17 protein-coding genes and 3 pseudogenes are annotated in these 19,710 nt (G+C 64.6%); 13 read left to right on the forward strand and 7 right to left on the reverse strand.

Annotated elements, in window-relative coordinates:
* Positions 1-432 (forward strand): hypothetical protein, encoded by a 432-nt coding sequence (locus CXQ89_RS03820; protein WP_104101778.1) that lies wholly within the window; start codon positions 1-3, stop codon positions 430-432.
* A gap of 17 nt (positions 433-449) precedes the next feature.
* On the opposite strand, the gene CXQ89_RS18740 is transcribed toward CXQ89_RS03820, so the two are convergent.
* Positions 450-665, reverse strand: a complete 216-nt coding sequence (locus CXQ89_RS18740) for a hypothetical protein (RefSeq protein WP_258059933.1) — start codon at positions 663-665, stop codon at positions 450-452.
* Here CXQ89_RS18740 and CXQ89_RS03825 point away from each other — a divergent pair.
* From CXQ89_RS03825 to CXQ89_RS03835, 4 genes and pseudogenes are all read left to right on the forward strand, one after another.
* Positions 567-959 (forward strand): annotated as a pseudogene (locus CXQ89_RS03825) (DDE-type integrase/transposase/recombinase); the annotation flags it as partial. The gene CXQ89_RS18740 and the pseudogene CXQ89_RS03825 sit on opposite strands and share 99 nt — an antisense overlap.
* A 70-nt stretch (positions 960-1,029) precedes the next feature.
* Positions 1,030-1,413 carry a glycerate kinase gene (locus tag CXQ89_RS18745; protein ID WP_258059847.1) on the forward strand — a complete coding sequence of 128 codons (384 nt, stop codon included), beginning with the start codon at positions 1,030-1,032 and terminating at the stop codon, positions 1,411-1,413.
* On the forward strand, positions 1,386-2,114 hold the full coding sequence (locus CXQ89_RS03830) for a glycerate kinase (protein WP_258059848.1): 729 nt from the start codon (positions 1,386-1,388) through the stop codon (positions 2,112-2,114). The genes CXQ89_RS18745 and CXQ89_RS03830 overlap by 28 nt, the downstream gene beginning before the upstream one ends.
* 170 nt (positions 2,115-2,284) lie before the next feature.
* The gene (locus CXQ89_RS03835; protein WP_104160349.1) at positions 2,285-2,923 is read left to right on the forward strand and encodes a hypothetical protein; all 639 of its coding nucleotides are present in this window, start codon (positions 2,285-2,287) and stop codon (positions 2,921-2,923) included.
* 38 nt (positions 2,924-2,961) lie between these two features.
* Here the strand turns inward: CXQ89_RS03835 and map are convergent, their stop codons facing one another.
* Positions 2,962-3,747, reverse strand: a complete 786-nt coding sequence (gene map, locus CXQ89_RS03840; protein WP_104160350.1) for a type I methionyl aminopeptidase — start codon at positions 3,745-3,747, stop codon at positions 2,962-2,964.
* 60 nt (positions 3,748-3,807) lie between these two features.
* Here map and CXQ89_RS03845 point away from each other — a divergent pair.
* A pseudogene (locus CXQ89_RS03845) lies at positions 3,808-4,127 on the forward strand (transcriptional regulator).
* Here CXQ89_RS03845 and CXQ89_RS03850 read toward each other — a convergent pair.
* Positions 4,124-5,323 (reverse strand): MFS transporter, encoded by a 1,200-nt coding sequence (locus CXQ89_RS03850; protein WP_104160351.1) that lies wholly within the window; start codon positions 5,321-5,323, stop codon positions 4,124-4,126. The pseudogene CXQ89_RS03845 and the gene CXQ89_RS03850 overlap by 4 nt on opposite strands.
* Before the next feature lie 26 nt (positions 5,324-5,349).
* Between CXQ89_RS03850 and CXQ89_RS03855 the strand changes: the two genes are divergently transcribed.
* Genes CXQ89_RS03855 through CXQ89_RS03870 form a run of 4 tightly spaced genes read left to right on the forward strand, consistent with a single transcriptional unit; the run spans position 5,350 to position 10,525 of the window.
* Positions 5,350-5,946 (forward strand): TetR/AcrR family transcriptional regulator, encoded by a 597-nt coding sequence (locus CXQ89_RS03855; RefSeq protein ID WP_104160352.1) that lies wholly within the window; start codon positions 5,350-5,352, stop codon positions 5,944-5,946.
* Between the two features lie 55 nt (positions 5,947-6,001).
* Positions 6,002-8,872, forward strand: coding sequence for an FAD-binding and (Fe-S)-binding domain-containing protein (locus CXQ89_RS03860; RefSeq protein ID WP_104160353.1), 2,871 nt, complete (start codon positions 6,002-6,004; stop codon positions 8,870-8,872).
* A gap of 48 nt (positions 8,873-8,920) precedes the next feature.
* Positions 8,921-10,264: a TRAP transporter large permease subunit gene (locus tag CXQ89_RS03865; protein WP_104160354.1), complete on the forward strand. Its 1,344-nt coding sequence runs from the start codon at positions 8,921-8,923 to the stop codon at positions 10,262-10,264.
* A gap of 12 nt (positions 10,265-10,276) precedes the next feature.
* Positions 10,277-10,525 carry a hypothetical protein gene (locus CXQ89_RS03870; protein WP_104160355.1) on the forward strand — a complete coding sequence of 83 codons (249 nt, stop codon included), beginning with the start codon at positions 10,277-10,279 and terminating at the stop codon, positions 10,523-10,525.
* Positions 10,526-10,532: 7 nt separating this feature from the next.
* On the opposite strand, the gene CXQ89_RS03875 is transcribed toward CXQ89_RS03870, so the two are convergent.
* From CXQ89_RS03875 to CXQ89_RS03885, 3 genes and pseudogenes are all read right to left on the reverse strand, one after another.
* A complete protein-coding gene (locus CXQ89_RS03875) occupies positions 10,533-11,258 on the reverse strand; it encodes a GntR family transcriptional regulator (protein ID WP_104160356.1) in 726 nt (241 codons plus the stop codon).
* A gap of 33 nt (positions 11,259-11,291) precedes the next feature.
* A pseudogene (locus tag CXQ89_RS03880) lies at positions 11,292-12,392 on the reverse strand (acetamidase/formamidase family protein).
* A 33-nt stretch (positions 12,393-12,425) separates the two neighbouring features.
* Positions 12,426-12,716: an FmdB family zinc ribbon protein gene (locus CXQ89_RS03885; protein ID WP_104160357.1), complete on the reverse strand. Its 291-nt coding sequence runs from the start codon at positions 12,714-12,716 to the stop codon at positions 12,426-12,428.
* 252 nt (positions 12,717-12,968) lie between these two features.
* On the opposite strand from CXQ89_RS03885, the gene CXQ89_RS03890 reads away from it, so the two are divergent.
* Entirely contained in the window at positions 12,969-14,927 is a 1,959-nt protein-coding gene (locus CXQ89_RS03890; RefSeq protein ID WP_181032220.1) for a BCCT family transporter, read from the forward strand.
* A 208-nt stretch (positions 14,928-15,135) separates the two neighbouring features.
* On the opposite strand, the gene CXQ89_RS03895 is transcribed toward CXQ89_RS03890, so the two are convergent.
* Positions 15,136-16,542 (reverse strand): amino acid permease, encoded by a 1,407-nt coding sequence (locus CXQ89_RS03895; RefSeq protein ID WP_104160359.1) that lies wholly within the window; start codon positions 16,540-16,542, stop codon positions 15,136-15,138.
* Positions 16,543-16,865: 323 nt separating this feature from the next.
* Between CXQ89_RS03895 and hisC the strand changes: the two genes are divergently transcribed.
* Positions 16,866-17,951, forward strand: coding sequence for a histidinol-phosphate transaminase (gene hisC, locus CXQ89_RS03900; protein WP_104160360.1), 1,086 nt, complete (start codon positions 16,866-16,868; stop codon positions 17,949-17,951).
* Positions 17,952-17,966: 15 nt separating this feature from the next.
* A complete protein-coding gene (locus CXQ89_RS03905; RefSeq protein ID WP_104160361.1) occupies positions 17,967-19,619 on the forward strand; it encodes a thiamine pyrophosphate-binding protein in 1,653 nt (550 codons plus the stop codon).
* Positions 19,620-19,710 lie beyond the last annotated feature (91 nt).

Here is a 19,710-nt window from a genome sequence, read left to right on the forward strand (position 1 = left end):
GTGGCCGCTGAAAGCGCTGCCCAGCGCAACCTGAGGGAATCCCAAATTCTCGCCCGCAAAATCGACCTGCTGCTGGATGTCGTCCAGACATCCGAGGGCAAGCCATTTGAATTCCACGACATTCAGTCAGCCCTTGCCGAGAAGGGGATCAAGCTCTCACGCACCCGCTGGCACCACATGAAATCCGGGGATGCCACGGTCCGCCAGCCCGTAGAGGTGGTCACGGGCTTGGCCGAGTTTTTCCAGATCAATCCTTCTTACCTGCTGGAGGCCGACGGCGAAGTTCCGGAGCGTATCCAGAGTGAGTTGGAGCTGCTGGCGGCGATGCGCCGGGCTAAGGTTCGCGAATTTGCCACCCGCACTCTGTCCGAGGTGGACAGCGAAACACTGGACGCCATCGCGGCGCTGCTGGACGACTCGACCAAATACTGAGGCTGCTCACGCGGCCGCTATGATCCTGCACGGTGCATGAGAGCGTTCCCCTCCGTTACCGTATCGCGGCGCTGAAGCCACTTCCGGGTGAGGATGAACATGAACCCGCCCAAACAGATATGCACCAGTACCAGCGCAATCGCGTCCGGGGCACCGGCCACACGAAAATCGGTTTCGACTACGTCCACGTCGCCGTGGACGGTCACTCCCGGCTCGCGTTTGTTGAAGTTCACCCCGACGAGAAAGGGCCTACCTGCGCCGGGTTCCTGGAACGGGCTGCAGCGTTCATGGCAGCCCATGGGGCACCGGTGAAACGGGTCATGACAGACAACGCGTTCGCTTACCGGCTCTCCAACGACTTCCAACACGCCCAGAGCACGTTGGGGGCCAAGCACATCCTCATCACGCCCCGCCATCCCTGGCAAAACGGCAAAGCTGAACGGTTCAACCGCCCCCTGCAAGAACGCTGGGCCTACCGGCAGGTTTTCGCCTCGAACCAGGTCCGGACCGATGCCCTGCAACCGTGGTAAGACTTCTACAACCATCAACGCCCGCATGGCAGCCTCGGAGGCAAAGCACCCATCAGGTGTAACTAACGTGCTGTCTGAGTACACCTATGCGCCGGCGTTGCTGCGCTGTGCGGCGGCGGGGGACAGCGCGAGGCGACGCGATGATCCTGCACGCACCGAGCCGCACCCCGTGGAGATCCTGGTGGCACCGGACAGCTTCAAGGGCATGTACTCCGCCGCCGAGGTGGCTACGAACATCGCGGCGGGTATCCGCTCCACCGGAGGAACGGCCGAAGAGATGCCCGTTGCCGACGGAGGAGAGGGAACGTTCGACGTCGTCTTCAGCGGCCTGACCGCCCAACCCCCTCACCCTGCCGACCGTTGGCCCCCTGGGGCGATCCAATCGAGGCGGTCATCGGCCTCAGCGCATCAGGCACGGCCATCGTGGAACTCGCCTCGGCCAGCGGACTGAACCTTCCCGCCAGCGGGAAGCGGGATCCGGTGGCGGCGAGCACCTACGGCACCGGCGTGCTAATTGCGGAGGCCGCTCGCCGAGGTGCCCGCCGGATACTGGTGGCTGCCGGCGAATCGGCAACGACCGACGGCGGCGCGGGTGCAATTCGGGCCATCGACCACGACGGCGGGCTGTGCGGCACCAAACTGGTTGTCCTGTTGGATGTCACCACCTACTTTACCGATGCGGCCCGCGTCTCCGCACCGCAGAAAGGCGCCCATGCGGCAACGGTGGAGCTGCTGACCAGAAGACTCAAGGAGTTGTCCGGGACACTGAAACGCGACCCGCGCACCGTGGACCGGTCCGGTGCCGCCGGCGGCATGTGGGCCCAATACGACGCCGACCTGGTCTCCGGTGCGGACTTTGTTCTGGACCTGCTGGAAGCCGAACCGCGGATCGCCGCCAGCGACGCCGTCGTCGTCGATGAAGGCCGGCTGGACTCCCAAACCGGGCAGGGCAAAATCATTGCGGCCCTGCTGGCCCGCAGCGGTCGGGTCCCGGTTTATGCTGTGGTGGGCTCGGTCCACGAGGATCTGGGCAGTTACGCCGACCGGTTCGCCGGGATCATCATTGCCAGCGACGGCCCGGCCATGGTGGCGGCCGGAGCGTGGATCGTTTCCGGGTACCGTCAGCCCGCGCCGGCCACGGTTGACCGCTGAGAGTCCTCGTGTGGCAGGGCGGATCTTCGCACCCCGTCCAAGCGCGGGGGTGCGATGCCCATCAGCGTCTTGCCTTAGCGATAGTTATAGACATTTCTCCTGAATGAAGCGTATATAGAAACCGGTAGGTGTGTGATCACAGTGGCTTTTAATTCTCGGGAAGCAGAGACATGATGGAACCACTTTGGGAACGGTTACTCGTTGCAGCGGTCGGTCCAATTCTGACTGCTGCTTTGGCTTTATTTGTCATTAACTGGGTCACTGCTCGCGCTCAGAGGCGGCGGGAGTCTTCTGAAATTCGAGAACAGTTGGCAGCTGAGCTCACTGACTGCGGCAACACCCTTTATTTCGGACTTCAATCCTTCTGGCGGACCGCCAAGGACGTGCGCCTTGCTGACAGGGCCACCGATCCCCAGCTCGAAAAAGCGAGGCTGAAACTGGAAGATCTCTATCAGAAGCACCGGGCAGCGGGCAAGGTAATCGAGCAGCGCCTTAGAATCTATTACCGTGACCCGGCCCCGGCGCAGAATTGGCACAGTGCAATGAGCTTACTGTCCGCGCGAAACTTTCTTCTGGTCGAAGGCAATGAGGAGAGCAGGGGTGAGATTCGCCGGAGAAACTCCGGAATGCTGGAGTCCGGACTTTCGGAGGAACAGCTGCAGAACCCCACTCTCATCATGAGTTCTTACCGGCGCAAGTTGGAGGATGCCGTTCAATCGCTTTGGATATGCAAAGTGGACCGACGAGGCAAGCACATGAGTAAGTTGCCTGCCGAATCTCTCGACGAATACCAGAGGGTTAATGATTAGGAGCATTTCTCCTGAGGGATGCAGCCGAGCACCGGCAATCATTCGAGCTCGGCGTTCTCCCGGCGCGGCAGGGTGAGGATGTCGGCGCCGTCGTCGGTAATCACGATCGTGTGTTCGCTGTGCGCGGTCCGGCATCCGGTGGCGCTGCGCTGCGTCCAGCCATCAGCGTCCGTCACCAGCTTGTCGGTGTCCGCAATGATCCACGGCTCCAATGCCAGCAGCAGCCCGGGGCGCAGCTTGTAGCCGCGGCCGGGACGTCCGGTGCTGGTGATGTGCGGGTCCTGGTGCATGGTCGATCCGACGCCGTGGCCGCCGAACTCGGTGTTGACCGGGTAGCCCGCGGCGCTGATGACGGTGCCGATGGCATGGGAGATGTCTCCGGCACCGGCTCCTGGCCTGGCGGCGGCAATACCCGCCTTCAGGGCGCGTTCCATCACCGCGATCATGGCTGCATCCTGCTCCGACTGCGAGCCCACCGTGAAGCTGATGGCAGAGTCCGCCACGACTCCGCCCAGGGACACCGCCAGATCGAGGGAGAGCAGGTCTCCGTCGGCCAGCGTGTAGTTGCGCGGCAGACCGTGCAGCACGGCATCATTCACCGAGGTGCAGATGTAGTGGCCAAACGGCCCGCGTCCAACAGACGGTGCGTAGTCGACGTAGCAGGATACGGCTCCCGCCTCGAGAATCATGGCCTTGTCCCACTGATCGATGTCCAGCAGGTTGGTTCCCACCGTGGTGCGGCTCTTGAGCGTCAGGATGTTCGCAACTAGCGCGCCGGTTTCCCTGGCCCGGACCAGCTCAGCGGGACTCATGACCTCGATCATGCGGGACCTTTCTGTTTTCCAATAACTATCCCGGCAATCCTCGGTATTAGTATTCTCGCCATGGTTAGACTGCCGCACACTCCCGCCGAGGTGCAACAGGGACAACGCCTCGGCGTTTTGCTCCGCCGGGCCGGGGAGAACGGCCCATGATAACGACGGCGCTTGATGCCTCCGTCTCGCCGGAGACGCTCCGCAAGATTGAGTCCTGCCGGGTGGCCACGCCGGCGTTTTCCACCATCGCCACCATCGCCGCCATCGCGGGTGTGTTGGGGTTGTCCCTCGATGAGGTGTGGGCGGAAATCAGCCGGCCCGATCCTTCGGCTGCATCCGCTGCATCCACTGCACCCGGTTCCGGTCCGGGGGAGCGTTTGGCCTCCTAGCGCGGTTCTCCGCGCCGGGGCGCGAAACCCAATGCCCCGGCGGTGCAGGCGGCGGCGGCGACGAATGCCGACCCGAAACCTGCTGCCTCGATCAAGGCGCCGGTCAGGGCTGAGCCCGCGGACTGTCCCAAGACGAGGCTGATGAACAGGACGGAGGTTCCGGCGGCGCTGCTGGCCGATACCTGCGAGGCCCAGATGATGAGCACCGAGGTTGCGCTGGTGTAGGCCAGGCCGAAGAGCGCCGAGGCGGCGAAGCTGAGAATGACAATGTCTGGAGCCACGGCAAAGGTGCCGGTGGCGGCGGCGACGGCCAGGACGGTCACCCGCCAGGTTGTTCCTACCGCGTGTCGGGCGAGCCAGGGTGCTGTCAGGACTGCGGCGCCGCCGCCCAGGCCCAGCGCAACCCAAGCGGCCGCCGTGGCGGCAGTTGGCATGCCGCCCTGTTCTTGGAGCAAAAGCCGGCCGTGCACCCATACTGCAGCGGAGCCGGCGCCGAAGATGAAGGCCGCCGCGATGGGGCGCCGGAGCTTCCGCAGGCTCACTGCGTGGGCCTGCGCATCCGAGGCAGCGCCGCTCCCGCCGCCACTGCCTCGCCCGCCGTCACCGCCGGAAATGGAGGTGCTCGCGGAGGTGTCCGCGCGCAGCACAGCGATCATGGCCGCGAGGGTGATCACGGCTATCAGCCCCCAGGCCAGCCGCCAGGATGAGCCCGCGGCCAGGGCGAGCGTTCCTGCCGCAACCACCCCAAATCCGGTGCCGGAGTTCACCACCGACTGAAACTTCTTCTGCTTCCCGGAGCCGACGTTGCGCTGGACCAGTTCCACCAGGGCCGGCGATGCGAAGCCGGCCCCCAATCCCGCAATAAGGACGGAACCTGCAAAAAACGCCGTGCCGGGCGCGGAGGCAATCCCTGCGCTGCCAAGAGCCGCCGTCGTGCCTGCCAGCAAAGTCATCAGCCGCGGCCGGGTGGGCGCATAACGAAAGCCCGCCAGCGCTGCCGCGCAGTAGAGCACCGACGTTCCGGACGCCAGCAGTCCGCCCACGGCGGGGCTGAGGGCGAAGGCGGCCGAAAAAGCAGGCAGGAAAAGACCATAACCAAGGCGGGCCAGGCCATACGTGGCGGCGATCAGGGCAACGGCACCCGCTGCGAACAGAGGGGTGGCCGGTGCGTCAATGGACTGTAACGTTCGTTTCATTGAAACGGACGTTATAGCCTTGGGGCATGACTGCGCAACCGAGTGCCCGTGAACGCCTGCTGGATGCCGCCGATGACCTTGCCTTCACGCAAGGGGTGGCTGCAACACCGGTGGATGAAATCCTTCGGCGGGCCAACGTGGCGCCAGCTACCCTCTATGCGCACTTTGGCAACAAGGAAGGCCTCATTGTTTCCGCGCTGCAGCGCCGGCTCGCCCGCTGGGATAAGGCTTGGCAGCAGGAGATTGATGCCGCGCCGACGCCGGAGGCAAAGCTGCTGGCGGTGCTGCCGGCCATTAGACACTTCCGGGATGACGCGAGTGCGGCGCGGTGGTGCGCGTTCCTCGGCGTCGCGGCCGAGTCGCCGCACCCGGGGCAGCCGCTCCAGGATGCGCTGGCCAGTGACACGCACCTGCTGACCACCCGCCTGCGGTCGCTGTCCGTCCCCGTTGCCGGACCTGAATTCGCCGACTTCCTAGCCTCGCAACTGGTGTTGATCTTTACCGGGGTACTGGGCATGATCCTTCGCGGAATGGATACGAATGACGCCGTGGCGATGGGCATCCGCACCGCAGGAGCGGCGGTGAACGCAGTCCACGGGCAGGCTTCCCGTCACGGTGCCTAGCCAAACAGACAGGTGCGAGTAACATGTTACCGAGATCACCGACGAGGGAGACCCCATGCAGTTGAGCACCGACGTCAGAAGCCGCCTGCGCACCGACGGGGCAACCCTTGGCGCCTATGTGTCCGACGCATCCATTTTCCGGCGCGTGCCGAAGGCCGTTTTCGAGCCCCGGACCGTGGAGGACATCCGCGGCGTCCTACAGGTGGCACGGGACGAGAACTGGCCGGTCACCGTCCGCGGCGGCGGCACCTCGGTTGCCGGCAACGCCATTGGCGAAGGCCTGGTCATAGACACGTCGCGCCACTTCAACCGCATCCTCCAAATTGACCCCGCGGCGCGCACGGCGCGGGTTGAACCCGGCGTGATCTGCGACCAGCTGCGCGACGCCGTGGCCGAGCACGGACTGACGTACGGGCCCGATCCCTCAACTCATAACCGCTGCACCATTGGCGGAATGCTCGGCAACAACGCCTGCGGTTCCCACTCGCTGCAGTGGGGGACGGCGGCGGACAATGTGGTGGAACTGACCGTCATGCGGCCCGACGGCGAGCTGGTCCGCCTTTCCCGCGGCGGAACGGATGACGCCGGGCTGAATGAAGCGCTCACCGCCCTCCGGGACGCCGAACTGGCGCTGCTGCGCACCGAGCTCGGGCGCTTTCCCCGCCAAGTCTCCGGCTACGGGTTGCATTACTTGAGCCCGGAAAAGGGCTTTGACGTGGCCAAGGCTTTTGTGGGGACCGAAGGCACCTGCGGCATCATTGTCGAAGCCGTGGTCAAACTGGTCGAGAAACCGGCGGCAACGGCACTGGCCGTGCTGGCCTTCAGTACTGTTTTCGACGCCGCGGCGGCGGCGCCGCAGGTGCGGCGGGAGGGGGTCGCGACAGCCGAGGGGATGGGCGGAGACCTGCTCGATGCCCTGTACATCAGCCAGGGAAACACGGGAGCCGAAGCCCTTCTTCCCGGCGCCGTTGGTACGCCCCGCCCGGCCGGCGGATGGCTGTTCTGCGAAACCACCGGTGCCACTCCGGACCAGGCGCGGCAGCGGGCCGCCGCACTGGCGACGGAATTTGCGGCGCATCCCACCCGGCCCACCATGGACTCCCTGGTGGTCAACGAGCCGGCCGAAATGCGGCAGCTGTGGCGGATCAGGGAGTCCGCCGCCGGCCTGGTCACCCGCCTCCCGGACGGGCGGGAAGCCTGGCCGTCCTGGGAGGACTCCGCCGTTCCGCCGGAGAACCTGGCGGCCTACCTCCGCGACCTCTACGCACTGCTCGAGCGGCACGGCCTGGAGGGAATACCGTTTGGCCACTTCGGGGAAGGATGCGTCCATCTGCGCATCTCCTTCACGCTGGGGACGGAGGAAGGGGTGGCGATCTTCCGTGCCTTCATGCTGGACGCCGCCACCACCGTGGCCAGCCACGGCGGCTCCCTCTCCGGGGAGCACGGCGACGGGCGGGCCCGCTCCGAACTGCTCCCGCTGATGTACACGCCCGCCGCGCTGGCCGCCTTCGAGAAGTTCAAGGACATTTTTGACCCGGAGCGCGTTTTCAACCCAGGGGTCCTGGTCAGCCCCGAACCCCTCGACCAGGGGCTGCGTCCCGGGCCTGGACAGCGGACACGGGAATTCATTCCGCTGCACGCCCTCACCCGCGACGGCGGTTCGATGGTCAACGCCGTCAACCGGTGCGTGGGAGTGGGGCTGTGCCGGTCCGAATCGGAAGCCATGTGCCCCTCGTTCCAAATCACCGGAGACGAGGTCCACAGCACCCGGGGCCGGGCCCGCGTCCTCTCCGAAATGTTCCGCGGCGAAACCTACCCCGAGGGAACGGATTCGGAGGACGTCAAGGACGCACTTGACCTGTGCCTGAGCTGTCATGCGTGCGCCTCTGAATGCCCGGTGAACGTGGACATGTCCACCTACAAGTCCGAGTTCCTCAACCAGCACTACACATCCCGCCGCCGCCCCATGGCGCACTACTCCATGGGATGGCTTCCCCTCTCGGCCCACCTGCTGCACCGGATTCCGGGCGCCGCCCGGATTGCCGACAGCCTGCTGCGCCTGCGCCCGGTCGAGAAGCTCGTGATGCGCCTGGGCGGCATAGACCCCAGTCGCGGCATGATCCGCTTCGCGCCACGCAGCTTTCAGGCACTGGCCCGGCGTCGCAAAACGCCCACCCGGGGCAGCTCCGGCAAAGTGGTGCTCTGGCCCGACAGCTTTTCCAACCATCTGGACACAGCGGTTCCAACTGCGGCGGCCGAAGTCCTCGAGGCCCTGGGATATGAAGTGATAGTGCCCCAGGGATTCGTGTGCTGCGGACTGACCTGGCACTCCACGGGCCAGCTGGAGAACGCAAAGAAGGTCATCAGCGGCACCCTGGACCGGATAGAGGAACACCTGGACGGCTCTACGCCCGTCATCTGCCTGGAGCCGTCCTGCACCTCGATGCTCATGGAGGAAGCACCCCAGCTGCTTCATGACGATCCCCGCGTCCATTCCCTGGCAAAGCAGGTTGTTTCGCTCGGTGAATTCGTGGCCAGCCGGTCCACGGAGACAGCAGGGCAGCCCTGGCCCTTCGGGGAAGTGCGTGCCGAGGCGCTCAGCCAGGTCCACTGCCACGAGCGGTCACGCAAAGGCCACGGCGGAACGTCCGAGGTGCTGGAGCAGCTGGGCGTCAACGAGTCGACGATCGAGACCGGGTGCTGCGGGCTGGCCGGCAACTGGGGGTTCGAGCCCGGACACGCCCAGATGTCGCGCGACCTCGGTGAGCGGGAGCTGTTCCCCCGCATCCGCGGACTGGGGGATGGCGCCCTCATCCTCGCGGACGGATTCTCCTGCCGCACCCAAATCCAGGAAGGTACGGGCATGACGGGAAAGCACCTGGCGCAGGTTCTGAGGGACGCAATAAAAGAGGAGCAGAGCGAGTAACATGTTACTGTGATCCAGGTCGCAATAACATCTACCTGGAGCCGCCTCATGGGCATCGTCGCCCTCCTCATCTTCATCGTCGTCACGGTGGTCATGAACGTCATCGTGAAGCGCCCGATTTCCGAATCCCTGCTGGTCGCCCTGCTGGGCGCATCACTCGCCGGGGGCACGCAGGCCCTTCCCCTCCTGTGGCGGAGTGCAACGGGGGCGGTGGCTAATGACGTCACCTTCGCCGGCATGGCCTTCGTCTTCATGGGCGTTGTCGTGGCCGCAACTGGCCTCATCGAGCGGTTGATCGAGATTTTCAACTCGATCTTCGGGCGGCTTCGCGGCGGGGCGGCCTACGTTTCCACCGCCGGGTCCGCCGCCGTCGGCTTAGTGGCAGGTTCCACAGCCGGAAACGCAGCCACCGTGGGATCGGTGACCATCCCGTGGATGAAATCCACCGGATGGTCCGGTCCCCGGGCCGCTACCCTGGTGGCCGGCAACTCGGGCCTGGGCGTTTCCCTGCCGCCAAACTCAACCATGTTCATCCTCCTGGCCACTCCCGCAGCTGTGGGTGTTTCCTCCGGCGATGTCTACGTATCCCTGGCCGTGGCCGGCACATACTGCGTGCTGTACCGGCTGGCTCTGGTGTGGTTCTGGACGCGCAAGGACGGAATCCCCGCAACCCCGGCCGAGCTCGTGGTCCGGTTCGGCGTCGCCCTGCGCCAGGGTTGGTCCTCGACGCTCATCTTCATTGGCATCCTGGTGCCGGTGCTGCTGACCTTCGGTCCGCTGTCAGAGTTCCTCTCGAGCCCGGATCGTGTCGGTGAAGACGCCATTGGCTCCATCTCCATCATTGTGTGGGTTCCGATCCTGATTTCCGTGATCGCCCTGATCGAAGGCCGCAAGCGGCTTCGAGCCCGATGGCCCGCATTCATCAAGTCAATGCGCAAGGAAATACCGCAGTTCTCCACCGTCGGCGTATCGCTGTTTGCCGCGCTGGCAGCTTCCGGAGTCATGGAAGAACTCGGTGTGGGACCGCAGCTGAGCGGGATGCTCGACGGACTGGCCCTTCCCAAGGCCCTGATGATTGCCGTGGTGTGCGTGCTGTGCGTCATCGTGGCCACGCCGCTGTCGTCCACGGCTACCGCCGCCGCCATCGGAGCGCCCGCCGTGCTCGGACTGATCAGCGTCGGCGTTCCGCCGGTGGTGGCGATCTGCACCGTGCTGGTCTGCACCTCTACGGAGGGTGCCTCGCCGCCGGTCGGCGCCCCGATCTATCTCGCCTCCGGCCTGGCGGAAGTCAATCCTTCAACAACCTTCCTGCCGCTGGTGACCTACTTCGTAATCCCCATCATTTTCATTGGCTGGTTGCTCGGAATGGGCTTCCTTCCGATTCCCAGTTAGGACCCCGCAACCATGAAACGCCTTCTCGAGATCCTCTTCTGGATAACACTCGCCGCATTCCTGGTCTCCGGCGCCGTCGTTGTCTTCGGGCAGATGGCCGGGGTCCTGCTGCTCAACGGGGACATTGTCGCCGGAGTGGACGCCGTCTTCGCGGACCTGACGTTCTCCCTAGCCACAGCATGCGCCCTGATCGCCTTCATCCTCCAGTACTTCAAACGGACGGCTGACGATGACGCCGGCGAAGGCCAGAGCGAAGGCTAGGGAAAAGCTACGAGAGGTAACCGGCGGTCAGTCGGTCCCACAACTCGTCAGCGTCCTCGGAACCGCCCGTGCGTTGCAGCGCCTGGTCAACCAGGAGGCGGCCGGTCGAAATCAGATGCTCCCGCATCGCCCGGCCGGCTGCCTCCTCATCTCCGCGTCCAATAGCTTCCAGAACCGGATCATGCTCCCGGGTAATGTCCTCATACCCGCGGTGGGATACAGCGGTGGATGCGCCCAGCAGCCGGGTGGCTGAACGGAGCCGGTCAATAACTTCCCGCGCCCGCCTGGCTCCGCCGGCCACGAGGATCGCGTCGTGCAGGTCACGGTCCAGCTGGAAAAACAGTTCCTCGTTATCGTCCGCTGCGGCCACGTCCATTGCTGCGCGCAGCTCCGACAGGCACGCGGCGCCGCCCGCGCGGGCAGCACGGCGTGCGGCCGGAACTTCCAGTGCGATTCGGATGGAGAAGATCTCGGCGACATCGGCCGGCGTGGTTGGGATTACCCGGAATCCCCGGTTTTTGACGAATTGGATCAACCCGGCCTCCTCCAGTCGTAACAGGCCGTCCCTGACCGGCGACCGGGAAAAGTTCAGCTGATCCGCCAGCTGGTAAACGCTGTACCAGTCCCCGGGAGCCATCGCCCCGGAGATCACCGAGGCACGCACATGCTCCATGACCTGTTCGGTGAGGTTCGGCTTCCGCTGGTCGGCGGGGGCGGAGAGGTTCGGCTGCATCACTTCATTCTGCCCCACCGCTCCGACCCCTGCTCACCGGCTCGCAGCGCTTGGCGCTCCGATTCCCGGATCGATTTGGAATGGTCCCGAGGCCGAAGGACGGATATCAAAGTCGAAGATTGAGGTGGGTATGTAGACGGTGGAACAGGAGTTCGGAATGTCCACCACGCCCGAGAGCCGGCCCTCGATCGGGGCGGCGCCGAGCAGCAGGTAGGCCTGCTCGGGGCTGTAACCGAACTTGGTTAGGTAGTCGATCGCGTGCAGGCAGGCCCGCTGGTAGGACAGGTGCGAATCCAGGTAGCGCTGCTCGCCGTCGAGCGTGACCGAGGTGCCGGAGAAGGCGATCCACTCGCTGAACTGCGGTTCCACGGTGCCGGGCATGAAGATCGCGTTTTCGTGGACACCGTACGTGTCCATGCCGCCCTTGATTAGATCAACCCGCAGGTCGATAAAGCCGCCCATTTCAATGGCGCCACAGAAGGTGATCTCGCCGTCGCCCTGGGAAATCCCGGGGCACCCCGCCGAGCACTGCATGTTCTGCCTCGGACGGCAGCGCCAGCGGCGGTACCCGGTGCGGGTCGGTGGCAATCAGGTCACCTTCGCGCTTGTTCCATTTGGACAGCAGTGCGGCCGACGGGGCGGTTCCCATCAGCCCGGGATGGATCAGCCCGGTGAACGAGACTCCGGGTACGTGCCGGGAAGTGGCCGTCTGGCCGGTGAAATCCCAGATGGCCTTGTAGGCGTCAGGGAATTGTTCGGTGAGGAATCCTCCGCCATTCTCCCGTGCAAAAATGCCGGTGTATCCCCAGCCCTGACCGGCCAGCGGTCCGGTGTCCTCCTGCGGGATGGGTCCGACGTCGAGGATATCCACCACCAGCAGGTCACCGGGGCGGGCGCCCTCCACCGCAAACGGACCGCTGAGCTTATGTACGGTCAGCAGCGGAGCGTTGAGAATGTCCTCGGCGGAGTCATCATTGACGATGGCGCCGTCGAACCATTCCCGGCAGTCCACAAGGATTCCCCGGGCTTGAGCACCTCCACCGGCGGGATCTCAGGATGCCAGCGGTTGTGGCCCAGCTTTTCCTGGTCCTCAAATTTCTTCGATGAATCGAGTGGAAAGACGGCCTTTGGCATGATTGCTCGTTCTGCTGACGGGGAACCTGGGGATCAGTCGGGGCGGGGAAGCTTTCGGTGGAGCGGATTGGTGGTGATGTTCCCGCCGGCGTTGCGGGGTGCCGGCCCGGGAGAGCGGACGACGGCGGGCTCCGCTGCCGAGCGCTTGGTGCTTTCGATCAACCGGTACGCGCTGGAAGAAGCGCGGGAGAGGTTGGGTGCGGTGAAGCGCCGGGCGGAGGGGGTTCCGCAGGCAGGGCAGGGGAGGGAACCGGCCGCTTTGCCCATAGCAACGGAAATCTCAAAGTCTGAGCAGTCCGGGCAACGGTAGGCATAGAGCGGCATGTCATATCCCTTCGGGCATCTGCAGGAGCGGTCGTGGAGGGACAAGCTGTGCTGCTCCGGCTTGCCCGTCAGCCTAGGAAGGAGTCTGTGGAGAGTCAACTATGTGGCAGGAGTGAACTGTGTGCGGTCCCTGCGGGTGCGAGTTTCGTCACAGAGGGAAGCGGCAGCCCTAGTAACGACGGAGTTTTGCACTCGGCCGGCAGTCTTCCGGAAATGGGAGCAGCCATCCCCAATGGAATAATTTCTCTCATCATGAATACAGACCCTTCACCGCCACAGCGCGTCCCAGGCAGTACTGACAGGTCAACTGCCGCCGGTCCGGCTACGGGAGCTGTCGCCGCCGGCGGACCCGTTGAACGGGTCAAGAAGGCCCTGCAACACGTTGCCTCACCGGCTTTCGGCATCCACCCCGGGCTGGTCCCGGGCATCAGCGTCGAGGACACAGGTGTCAGTTATCCGACCCGGCGCGGTGTGTTCATTTCTGCCATGGCCATCTCCCTCGCCGTTCTGGCGTGGGCGATTTTTGCGCCCGACAACCTCAGTTCCGTGGGCGCCGGCGTACAGGCCTGGGTGGTTGTGCATTTCGGCTGGCTGTTTAACGCCACCATGGTTGCCGCTGCGATCTTCATGCTGGTGGTTGGCTTCGGGCCGACCGGCAAGATCCGGCTGGGGGCCGACGACAGCACGCCGGAGTACTCCACGGCGTCCTGGATTTCCATGCTGTTCGCAGCTGGTCTGGGCATTGCACTGATCTTCTACGGGCCGATGGAACCGCTCAGCCATTTCCTCTCCCCGCCACCCTCGACCGATGCAGAGGCCGGCACTTACGCCGCTATCCTGCCGGCCATGGCGACCACCTTCCTGCACCAGGCCAGTCTCGCCTGGGTCATCTACGCTCTGGTGGGCGGCGCCCTTGCCTACGCCTCGTTCCGGCGCGGCCGGTTGCCGCTGATTTCGTCGCTGTTTGAACCGGTGTTCCCCGACGGCAACAACCGGATGCTGGGAAAGATCATCGACGTTTCCGCCGTGCTGGTGACACTGTTCGGCACCGCAACGTCGCTGGGCATCGGCGCGATCCAGATCCGCACCGGAGTCTCGATCATCACGGGCCAGGAGCTGGGCAACGGCTTCGTCGTCGTCGCCATCAGCCTCCTGACGGTTGTCTTCACCATCTCCGCTGTCGCCGGCATCAAGAAGGGCATTCGGCTGCTCTCCAACCTCAACATGACCCTGGTCATTCTGTTGACGCTCTTTGTCCTGCTGGCCGGGCCGACGTTCTTCCTGCTCGATCTGCTGCCGGCCTCGCTCATCGCGTTTGTCGGCAACCTGCCGGACATGCTGACCGTCTTCGCCGGCCAGGGCGCCGAGCAGGAGGAATTCCTGACCGGCTGGACTACCTTGTACTGGGCCTGGTGGATCTCCTGGTCGCCGTTCGTGGGAATGTTCATCGCCAAGATCTCCAAGGGCCGCACCCTGCGCCAGTTCGTCACCGTCGTCGTCTTCGTTCCCTTGACCATCTCTGTCTGCTGGTACACGGTCTTCGGCGGTACGGCCATCTGGATGAACCGGAACGGGGTGGACCTGGCCGTGAAGGGCACCGGAGAGAACGTCATGTTCGATCTGCTGGCCAACCTGCCGTTCAGCTCCGTGACGCCCATCGTGTGCATGCTCGCGATTCTGGTCTTCTTCGTCACCGCCGCCGACTCGGCCGCCAACGTCATGGGCTCGATGTCGCAGTCGGGCCGGCCCGTGCCCTCGAAATCGGTGACCATCATCTGGTCGGCCGCGCTCGGGCTGATCGCCATGTTCCTGCTGCTGGCCGGGGGCCGCAACGCCCTTTCGGGGCTCCAAGCCATCATGGTGACCTGCGCGCTGCCGTTCACCGTCATCCTCGTCGGCGTGATGATTTCCTGGGCCAAGGACCTGCGCAACGACCCGCTGATGATCCGGCGCCGGTATGCGGTGGAGGCCATCAGCGGCGGCGTGCGCCGCGGCATCGACGAGCACGGTGACGACTTCGTGTTCGGCACTGCCCATGTGCCGGAGTCCGAAGGCGCCGGTGCCGACTTCGAGAGCGACGACCCCGCCCTCACCGACTGGTACACGGACAACGTGCAGGAACCGGCCCCGGCTGATCCTGAAGCTTCCGGGGATCCTGAGGGTGCGACGGCAGAGGGGCCGGATAAGGCAAAGACCGGCGGCACAAACTAGCGGGGGACAGCCGGACTCTTCCGGGGCGGCCGCGACTTGCGGGGCACGGCGCTGGCGATCGGCCTTGTGTTCTCCGCCGGTCTCGGCTGGCTCTTCAGTTGGTTTGGCGGGGGAGCGAGAATCCTCTGCTGGAGTTCACCGTGATGGCTTTTTGTACCTTGCCGGAGGCGGCCGGCGGCGCCTTAGGGGACATCCTCCTTTGTTCCGCTTAGCTCTCAGCGGCGGCACTTCGCCGGGTGCGGGAGGTATGCGCCAGTTTGCATGCGAGGGCGATGCAGGCCACGAGCGCGACGGTGGAGAGCAGCTGTGTCCGTGCAGCCGGATCGAGGCAGGCCAGCACAAGGATGGCTGCCAGAAGGACCATGCCGGCCACCGTCAGGTACGGAAAGCCGCGCATCCGCAGTTTGAGGGCCTGGCCGGCACGGTCGGCCCTGCGGCGAAGCACAAACTGGGACAGCAGAACCGAAGCCCAGACCAGGAGCACGGTGGATCCGACGACGTTCAAGAGGGCGGGGAGCACCCGGTCCGGGAAGAAGAGCTCCAGCACAGTGGAGACAACCCCCACGGCCACCGAGATGAGCACGGCAAGAACAGGTGCTTTCGCCTTGTTGAGCCGCAGCAACGCCCTGGGCGCATCACGGCGTTCGGCCAGCGAATAGACCATCCGTGAGGCGCCGTACAGGTTGGCGTTCAGCGCCGACAGCAGGGCAACGGCCGCCACGAGGATGATGGCCGTTTCTGCCCCCGGGATCTTGGCCGTTGCCAGGACAGCGGCAAACGGTGAATCGAGGGCTTCGGAATCCCAGGGGATAACAGTGACGATGACGGCCAGTGAACCGATGTAGAACACCAGGATGCGCCAGACAACGGTCTTGATGGCCTTGCCCACGCTGCGGGCGGGGTCAGCGGTCTCGGCTGCGGCGACGCTCACGATCTCGGTCCCGCCGAACGCGAAGATCACCACCAGCAGTGCCGAGGCAATGCCTGCCATGCCGGTCGGGGCGAAACCGTCGTTCCCGAAGAGGTTGCTCAGTCCGGGGGAGGTGGTGTCGGGCAGCCAGCCGAAGATGAGGGCGGCGCCGATCGCCAGGAAGAGAATAATGGCGGCAACCTTAAGGATCGCAAACCAGAATTCGAATTCACCGTAGTTCTTCACACCCGTGACGTTGATGAGCGAGAAAACCGCAATGAAGAACAAGGCCATGAGCCAGACGGGCAGGTCCGGGAAAACGGACGCCAAGAGACCGGCGGCGCCGATGGCTTCGGCGGCAATCACCACAACAAGCTGGAACCACCAGAGCCAGCCGACAGCGGATCCGGCCGTCTTGCCAAAGGCTTTCTCGGTATAGACAGAAAATGCACCCGAGCTCGGATTGGCCGCAGCGAGTTCGCCCAGGGCCTGCATCACGATGATGACCAGGGCGCCGGCCACGAGATAGGAAATCAGTACGGCGGGTCCGGCCGCCTGGACACCCACCCCCGATCCAAGGAACAGCCCGGCGCCAATTGCGCTGCCGAGCCCCATCATGGTCAGCTGGCGGGAATTCATTGACCGTCCCAGACCGGACCGGTTCTCGGGTGGTGCGGAGCTGGTTGTCAGATCAGCAGTGGTCATGCAGGTGCCTCACAAGCGTCAGGTGCGGAGGTGCTCCGCATCGAAAAAAGAAATCGGGGGCGGGCCGGCGGCACACTCGTCAATGAGTGGGGTCCAAACGCGGCAGCCTCGGAGTGACGCTAATCACAAAAGCGGTCATGAGCAAATTCGCGGAGAAAGGTTGTGCAATTTGTACAGCAGATACACGGCGAACTCCGGCCGAAGGTGGCACTCTGTGAGGTGTTTGCTGTGCAGCTTGTTTTGCGTGACCAGTATTACTTAGCCTCATTGGGCGGCGCGCCGGCGCTGCAGCTTATCTTTCGCTCCGGCCCATCAGGAGAATCATGAACATCACGCACCGCGCCGGGCTTGAAAACTTCCCGCCGTACCGCCAGGGAAAAGCTCCCCGGGCCGTTGACGGCCTGGAGGCCTTTAAACTCTCCTCGAACGAGAATCCCTACCCTCCTCTGCCTTCCGTGGTGGAGGCCGTTGCCGGCGCCGTGTCCAGCATCAACCTTTATCCGGAGATCGCCGCGGAAGAACTCCGCGGTGCGATCGCGTCCCGCTGGGCGGTTTCACCGGACAACATAGCGCTCGGCGCCGGGTCGGTGGAGGTTGCCAGCCAGATCATCCTCGCCGTGACCAATCCGGGGGACCAGGTGATGTTCGCCTGGCGGTCCTTCGAGGCCTACCCGCTTCTGGCCACCACGGCAGGGGCGGAACCGCAGCCCATTCCGCTGGCCGAGGACGGCGGCCACGACCTCCACGCGATGGCCTCCGCTGTCACCCCAAGAACCCGGGTGATCTTTCTCTGCAATCCGAACAATCCCACGGGCACGGTCCTCAGCGCCGCAGCGGTGGACAGTTTTATCTCATCCGTCCCCGCGGATGTCCTCGTGGTGCTGGACGAGGCCTACGTCCACTTCAACCGCGATGCCGACACCGCCGTCGGGATCGAAATGTTCCGCAAGTATCCCAACGTTGCTGTTCTGCACACCTTCTCCAAGGCCTACGGGCTCGCCGGGCTGCGCCTGGGCTATGCCATTGCCGGCCCGGAGCTGGTTGTAAATCTCCAAAAGGTGGCTGTTCCGTTCGGAGTCACGTCGCTGGCACAGCAGGCCGGGCTGGCATCCCTGCTGGCCGAAGATGAACTTCAGGAGCGGATTGATGTGCTCGTCACTGAACGCCGGCGTGTGTACGACGCCCTGTTGGCTGCCGGGCTGCCGGTGCTTGCGTCGGAAGCCAACTTTCTCTGGCTCGACAGCCGGGACCGGACGGGCGCTCTCGCCGCGCTCTTTGAGGAGAACGCCCTTTCCGTCCGCGTCTTTCCGAACGAGGGCATCCGCATCACCATCGGTGCACCTGTTGCCAACAACAGGATTCTCACCGTCGCCCGTCAGGCAGCGGCCCTGCTGACACCACAGCACTGATCTCAAGGAACCGACATGACTGAACAACTGAACGTATCCGACGTCGTCGCGGAAGTGTGTGCGCGTCACTCCGAGGTCGTGTTTGGCCTGATGGGCAACGGCAACGCCTTTTTCACCTCCAATCTCACGGCCCGCGGCCTGCCTTATGTCAGCGCCCGGCACGAGGCCGGAACCGTGGCCATGGCTGACGCCTATTACCGTGCCTCGGGCAGGATTGCAGTGGCAACGGTGACCTACGGAGCCGGTTTCACCAACTCCCTGACAGCGCTGACCGAAGCTGCCAAAGCCCGGATTCCGATGGTGCTGGTTGTGGGGGAGGCTCCCACAACCGGAGCCCGGCCGTGGGACATCGACCAGCTGATGGTTGCCCGGGGTCTGGGGGTGCTCACCCTCACCGTCGCAGCAGGGAACGCGGAGCGTCTCACTGAAGAAGCCTGGTCCACGGCCCGCAACGAGCGGCGTCCCGTGATCGTGTCCATTCCCTACGACCTCGCCAATGAAGCTGCCGGGACCCAGGAGCCGGCGGCGCATCCGCAGCCCGCCGCGCGGGTGCTGCCGGACCCGGCTGCAGTGGAACGCGTCGCGGCACTGATAAACCGTGCCAGGCGCCCCCTGATCCTGGCCGGCAACGGTGCCGTGGTCTCCGATGCGGGAACTGCCCTGGTGGAACTGGGGGACAAGGTAGGTGCGCTGTTTGCGACTTCCCTCATGGCGCGGAACTACCTCGATACGCCCTGGGATTTGGGTATAGCGGGGGGCTTCGCACGAAGGGCTCCGCTGCAGATCATGCGCTCCGCCGACCTCGTCCTGGTTGCCGGTGCCAGCCTGAACGCCTTCCAGGCCCGCTACGGATCCCTCTTCGCTGAAGACGCCGAGGTCATCCAGATTGATGAAGCCGATGCGCCCACGAACCCCCGGGTTTCGAGCTTCATTCAGGCCGATGCCCGGGAAACCGTTGTGGCACTTACGGAAGCAGTTTCCGCTGTGCAGGGCGGGTGGCGGACGCAGCATCCGGAAGTGACCGCGCCGTCGTTCACCTCTGACCCTGCCGCGGACGAATTTGCGGCCGACGGGCGGCTGAATCCCCGTGCCGTGGCGCAGCAGCTCGACGCCGTCCTGCCCGCGAACCGCACCATCGTCCAGGACGGCGGGCACTTCTGCGGCTGGATCCCGATGTACTGCCAGGCACCTGACCCGCAGGGGCTCATGATGGTGGGCACAGCGTTTCAGTCCATCGGCCTGGGCATCCCGGCAGCGGTGGGCGCGGCGGTGGCCCGTCCGGACCGGACCACCGTGCTCATCGCGGGCGACGGCGGAGCCCTGATGGCGCTGGCCGACCTCGAATCGGCCATCCGCGCCATTCCCAGCGGAGTGATGGTGGTGTTCAATGACGCCGCCTACGGCGCCGAGGTTCACCAGTATGCAGCCCGGGGCCTCGACGACACAGCCATGCAGATCCCCGAAGTCGATTTCAGTGCGCTGGGCCGTGCCATGGGTGCGCGCGGCGTGAAAATGCGTTCCCTGAGCGACCTCACGGAGCTGAAGGAATGGCTTGCCGACGGTGCCGAGGGTCTCTTTGTGCTCGATGTTGCCGTCACGCAGAGCGAGGTGGCCGATTATATGCGTGAAAGCATGGCCCCCATCCTTGCCGCGGCAGCTGCGGGGTAGGGAACAAAGTAGCGTTCCGAAATGCAATTAGCATTAGTTGGAATTAACTGCTACTTAAGCAGTGAATAACTTTCCTTCCAATAGTGGTCCA

Origin of the sequence: Arthrobacter sp. ZGTC212, assembly GCF_002929255.1 — a bacterium.
Taxonomy (GTDB): domain Bacteria; phylum Actinomycetota; class Actinomycetes; order Actinomycetales; family Micrococcaceae; genus Arthrobacter_B; species Arthrobacter_B sunyaminii.

Bases quoted from the DNA above. Each gene is read 5' to 3' on its own strand.
- CXQ89_RS03855 (WP_104160352.1), top strand. From the start codon at position 5,350: ATGACTGCGCAACCGAGTGCCCGTGAACGCCTGCTGGATGCCGCCGAT.
- CXQ89_RS03850 (WP_104160351.1), bottom strand. From the start codon at position 5,323: ATGAAACGAACGTTACAGTCCATTGACGCACCGGCCACCCCTCTGTTC.
- hisC (WP_104160360.1), top strand. From the start codon at position 16,866: ATGAACATCACGCACCGCGCCGGGCTTGAAAACTTCCCGCCGTACCGC.
- CXQ89_RS03890 (WP_181032220.1), top strand. From the start codon at position 12,969: ATGAATACAGACCCTTCACCGCCACAGCGCGTCCCAGGCAGTACTGAC.
- CXQ89_RS03895 (WP_104160359.1), bottom strand. From the start codon at position 16,542: ATGACCACTGCTGATCTGACAACCAGCTCCGCACCACCCGAGAACCGG.
- CXQ89_RS03860 (WP_104160353.1), top strand. From the start codon at position 6,002: ATGCAGTTGAGCACCGACGTCAGAAGCCGCCTGCGCACCGACGGGGCA.
- CXQ89_RS03905 (WP_104160361.1), top strand. From the start codon at position 17,967: ATGACTGAACAACTGAACGTATCCGACGTCGTCGCGGAAGTGTGTGCG.
- CXQ89_RS03875 (WP_104160356.1), bottom strand. From the start codon at position 11,258: ATGCAGCCGAACCTCTCCGCCCCCGCCGACCAGCGGAAGCCGAACCTC.
- map (WP_104160350.1), bottom strand. From the start codon at position 3,747: ATGATCGAGGTCATGAGTCCCGCTGAGCTGGTCCGGGCCAGGGAAACC.
- CXQ89_RS03885 (WP_104160357.1), bottom strand. From the start codon at position 12,716: ATGCCGCTCTATGCCTACCGTTGCCCGGACTGCTCAGACTTTGAGATT.
- CXQ89_RS03870 (WP_104160355.1), top strand. From the start codon at position 10,277: ATGAAACGCCTTCTCGAGATCCTCTTCTGGATAACACTCGCCGCATTC.
- CXQ89_RS03865 (WP_104160354.1), top strand. From the start codon at position 8,921: ATGGGCATCGTCGCCCTCCTCATCTTCATCGTCGTCACGGTGGTCATG.
- CXQ89_RS03835 (WP_104160349.1), top strand. From the start codon at position 2,285: ATGATGGAACCACTTTGGGAACGGTTACTCGTTGCAGCGGTCGGTCCA.